Consider the following 4,351-nt stretch of genomic DNA (forward strand, 5'->3'; position numbering starts at 1 on the left):
TCCACAGGCTCAGGGCCGCATCGCCGGACGCGTCTGATCCGGCATGGGCGAAGTCCTGCACTTCCTCGGCATTGATGCGGCCGGTGAACGCGGCAACCTCGGCGGCGGTGAGCTTGCATTCGAGCAGCCGCGACAGCGTGGATGCGGTGCTGTCCTGGGCCATTGCCGCGGCAGGAGCGAGCAGGCCGAGCAGGGCGCACAGGGTGGTGGACTTGATGGACATGGAGCCTCGATGGGTTGGGTATTCGTGCTGGGTGGGGCCGGGCGCACGTTCCGTGTGAGCACGTCGCCGCGGCGAACGAATTCTGCCCGATTCCTCATGGCGTTTGCATGCGTGCGCGCACGCCGGCTTGAAGATGTGAAGATGTAGCAAAGATCACATTTTCGATGTGTAGTATCATGCCGCGCTTGATCATTGCCTCGGGCCATTGCCCGTCTCTCGGTCATCCTTCCTGCAGTACCGTGGAATTCCACGCGGCCGTCCGGGATCGCCTGTTGCCACCCCTCTTCGCGCATCTTGCCGCGTTCTTCCGGAGGCGGTTTTTTCCTGTGCCGTGCGCGGGACCTCGGGCGTGGTGATGGCCATGCTTCCAGGAGAAAGCACCCATGCAGGACCGCCACGCCGCACATGCCCATTTCGGCTGGTTCAAACGCCGTCGCCAGGTACAGGTGGACGAAGTCACCGTGGTCGATTGACCGATGCTGAAAAAGGCCGTCGGTGCCGCCGCACTCGGCAACGCGATGGAGTGGTTCGACTTCGGGGTCTACGGCTATATTGCGGTCACCCTGGGGCAGGTGTTTTTTCCCTCCAGCAATCCCACCGCACAACTGATCGCCACCTTCGCCACGTTCACCGTCGCCTTTCTGGTGCGTCCGCTGGGCGGCTTGGTATTCGGTCCGTTGGGCGACAAGTACGGGCGGCAGAAAGTACTGGCGTTCACCATGATCCTGATGGCGCTGGGCACCTTCAGCATCGGCCTGATTCCGTCCTATGACCGCATCGGGTTGTGGGCGCCGGCGTTGCTGCTGCTGGCGCGGCTGGTGCAGGGTTTCTCCACCGTTGGCGAGTACGGCGGTGCGGCGACCTTCATCGCCGAATACGCCACCGACCGCAACCGCGGGCTGATGGGCAGCTGGCTGGAGTTCGGCACGCTCGGCGGCTGCATCGCCGGCGCGGGCACCGTGACGGCGCTGCACATGGCCTTGAGCAGCGCGCAGATGCTGGACTGGGGCTGGCGCATTCCGTTCCTCGTGGCCGGCCCGCTCGGCCTGCTGGGGTTGTACATGCGGATGAAGCTCGAAGAAACCCCGGCCTTCCGTGCCTATGCTGAAGATGCCGAGAAGCGTGACCACGAACGCCCCGGTCTGGGTGCGCTGTTCCGCGTGCATTGGCCGCAGCTGCTCAAGTGCGTGGGCCTGGTGCTGGTGTTCAACGTCACCGACTACATGCTGCTGACCTACATGCCCAGCTACCTGAGCGTCACGATGGGGTATGCCGAAAGCAAGGGCCTGCTGCTGATCATCATCGTGATGCTGGTGATGATGCCGCTCAACGTGGTCGGCGGGCTTTTCAGCGACAAGCTGGGCCGCCGTCCGATGATCATCGGCGCCTGTATCGCTCTGTTCGCGCTCGCCATCCCGTGCCTGAAGCTGATCGGCACCGGCAACGACTGGCTGATCTTCCTGGGGCTGATGCTGCTGGGGCTGGCGCTGGTGTGTTTCACCAGCTCGATGCCCTCCACGCTGCCGGCGCTGTTCTACACCCCGGTGCGTTACAGCGCGCTGTCCATCGCCTTCAACGTATCGGTGTCGTTGTTCGGCGGCACCACGCCGCTGGTCACCGCCTGGCTGGTGGAGCGCACCGGCGACCCGCTGGTACCGGCGTACTACCTGATGGGTGCGGCGGTGATCGGGGTGATCACCATGCTGTTCGTCAACGAGACCGCGCGCATGCCGCTGCGTGGCTCGCCACCTGCGGTGGCCAGCGAGGCCGAGGCGCGTGCGCTGCTGCGCAGCGATGCACCGATGACCGTGGACAGTGCCCAGCCGACGCTGCCCGAGGCAGTGGCGCCGGACGAGGCGCGGCCGGCGTAAACAGGGGCCGGGACGACAGGATGACGGCGGTCGCCTGCGCGCGCCCGCCGCTGCGGCATACTGGGCCCAGTTCATAAGGAGCTGGACCATGACACGGACGATGATGGGGCGGGTTCTGCTGCTGTTGGCGGTCTTTACCGCGATGGGGGCTGTGATGGCCGGTGATCGGCTGACGTTGGACGCGGCACGGCGTGCCGTCGCGGCGACACTCGATATGCTACCGCCCGACGACATCGTTTTCGATTATCGACCGGTCGACATTCGCGTGGCCGACATCGACGGCGCGGGCACGCGCGGCATCGTGTACACCTACACCGCCACTACCTCCGGCTCGACCGGCAATCGACCCAACGAACTGGTGGTGATGACCGCGCTGCGGCCGGGGGATCGGCGGGGACAGTCGGCGTATCCCGGCAACGTGTCGTCCGATGACGTGGCGTTCGCGATCCTCCGCGAGGTGGGGTACGCCAACGAGGTGTCGGTCCACATCCCGGGCGAACTCACGGGTCTTGAGGTGGTGGGTGGGGAAATCCAGGTGCGCTTCGAAAGTCGGCTTGAATCGCCCACCTGCCAACGCGCAGCCGTCACCGCCGGTGGTGAGGCGCGCGCCAACGACTGCCCGCCACCGGGGCCGCACCGCTGGCGCTATCGCTGGACGCCGGGGCATCTGACCCGCGTTGCAGGCGATTAGTCCGTCCGGCATGGCGCCACCCCAGGTGCGGACGAGGGTGACGATGCGGCAGGCCTTGCACCGGTCGCACTCGCACCGTCCTCACGATGATTCCACGCGTTGCTGCTTGCCTGGCCCCTAAGCTGGAACTCCCGTCGCGACGTTCTCTTCCCATGACCACAGCACTGCGTGATCTCGACGCGCTTGAACCCATCGATATCGATGGGCTGAAAGCGCAGGGCGTGCCACCGGTCGCCCAGTATCTGGTGGACCAGGAAAAATTCGTTCTGCTCGGTGGTAAACGCGGTATCTACCGCCTGGCCGGTGCGGACACGGCGTGCTACTTCACCAGCCTGGATCAGATCCGCCTGCACCTGCTGGGACAGGCGATGACCCGGTTGACCGTGGAGCTGGCCTAGCGGTTCAGAGCCCGCCGTGCCGCGGCAGCGGTGCAGGCACGTTCAACTGACCGCCTGCGGCCACGTACGCCGCCAACGCCTTGCCCTGGCTGAGCAGATGCCGGTTCATCATCTGCTCGGCCGCTTCCGGCTCGCGGTTGCGGATGCATTCCATCAGGGCGCGATGCTCGGCCAAGGACTGCGCCATGCGGCCGGGGGTCAGCAACTGCCGGCCGCGATGCATCTTCAGGATGCGGTGCAGGTCGTGGGTGACGCGTATCAGCCACGGGTTCCCGGCATGGGTCTGCAGGCTCTCGTGAATCAGGTAGTTGTTGCGGTAATACTCGGCCAGGTCGCCCGCAGCGGCGGCGGCCTCCATCGCGTCATGCAGCGCTTGCAGCTGGACCACGCCCTCCTCATCGATGCGCTTGACCGCCTCGTGCACGCAGCGGCCTTCCAGCATCGCCATCACCGGGAACAGCTGGTTGAGGTCTTCCAGGGTGAGCCGGGTAACGCGGCTGCCGCGACCGGCATCGAGCTGCACCAACCCTTCGGCGGCCAGCAGCTTCAGACTCTCGCGCAGCGGGGTGCGGCTGATGCCCAGTTCCTCGGCGAGCATCGGCTCGTCGATCCATTCGCCCGGTGGCAACGCATAGTCGTAGATCTTCTGGCGCAGCCGCTCGGCCACTTCTTCATACAGCGGCACGCGTTTCTTCGACAGGCGGGGACCAGGGGCCAACGGCATGGCAGCGCTTCATGGAGGGGTGTGCAGCATTCTACCGGGTCATGGCGGGCCTGACGGGCAGGCCCGCCGTGGGCTCACATCCAGCCCGGCACGACGAACAGCAGCCATGCCAGCAGCGGGCCGAAGGCCACCACCAGGCCGCTGTAGACCAGGAAGCGGCGGAACAGGGCTTCGCGCTCTTCCTTCGCGGCCGAGGCCACCACCAGTGCGCCGTTGGTCGAGAACGGGCTGACATCCACCACGGTGGAGGAGATTGCCAACGCGCAGATGACGCCGGCGGCGCTCAGATGCCCCTGCATCAGGAACGGCACCGCCAGCGGAATCGTGGCGCCGAGCACGGCCGCCGACGACGCGAACGCCGAAACGATGCCACCGACATAGCAGACCAGCAGCGCGCCCAGCAGCGGAATGCCGATCGCACCCACGCCATGCCCGATGTAATCC

At 66.0% G+C, this 4,351-nt stretch carries 3 protein-coding genes and 3 pseudogenes; 3 read left to right on the top strand and 3 right to left on the bottom strand.

The window, feature by feature from the left end:
* Positions 1–223, bottom strand: a pseudogene (locus AC1DQP_RS17145) (hypothetical protein); the annotation flags it as partial.
* A gap of 383 nt (positions 224–606) precedes the next feature.
* Here AC1DQP_RS17145 and proP point away from each other — a divergent pair.
* The 3 genes and pseudogenes from proP (at position 607) to AC1DQP_RS17160 (ending at position 3,183) form a co-directional block, all read left to right on the top strand.
* Positions 607–2,094: pseudogene (gene proP / locus AC1DQP_RS17150) on the top strand (glycine betaine/L-proline transporter ProP).
* A gap of 88 nt (positions 2,095–2,182) precedes the next feature.
* Positions 2,183–2,785: a hypothetical protein gene (locus AC1DQP_RS17155; protein WP_478052071.1), complete on the top strand. Its 603-nt coding sequence runs from the start codon at positions 2,183–2,185 to the stop codon at positions 2,783–2,785.
* A 152-nt stretch (positions 2,786–2,937) separates the two neighbouring features.
* Positions 2,938–3,183: a hypothetical protein gene (locus tag AC1DQP_RS17160; protein WP_256776742.1), complete on the top strand. Its 246-nt coding sequence runs from the start codon at positions 2,938–2,940 to the stop codon at positions 3,181–3,183.
* A 4-nt stretch (positions 3,184–3,187) separates the two neighbouring features.
* On the opposite strand, the gene AC1DQP_RS17165 is transcribed toward AC1DQP_RS17160, so the two are convergent.
* Together AC1DQP_RS17165 and AC1DQP_RS17170 are read right to left on the bottom strand one after the other, a co-directional pair.
* Positions 3,188–3,907, bottom strand: coding sequence for a GntR family transcriptional regulator (locus AC1DQP_RS17165; RefSeq protein ID WP_478052072.1), 720 nt, complete (start codon positions 3,905–3,907; stop codon positions 3,188–3,190).
* Between the two features lie 74 nt (positions 3,908–3,981).
* Positions 3,982–4,351, bottom strand: a pseudogene (locus tag AC1DQP_RS17170) (SLC13 family permease); the annotation flags it as partial.

This window comes from Stenotrophomonas sp. P5_A8, from assembly GCF_056400545.1.

Excerpts from the sequence above, each read along its gene's own strand:
- AC1DQP_RS17165 (WP_478052072.1), bottom strand. The coding sequence starts at position 3,907 with ATGCCGTTGGCCCCTGGTCCCCGCCTGTCGAAGAAACGCGTGCCGCTG.
- AC1DQP_RS17155 (WP_478052071.1), top strand. The coding sequence starts at position 2,183 with ATGACACGGACGATGATGGGGCGGGTTCTGCTGCTGTTGGCGGTCTTT.
- AC1DQP_RS17160 (WP_256776742.1), top strand. The coding sequence starts at position 2,938 with ATGACCACAGCACTGCGTGATCTCGACGCGCTTGAACCCATCGATATC.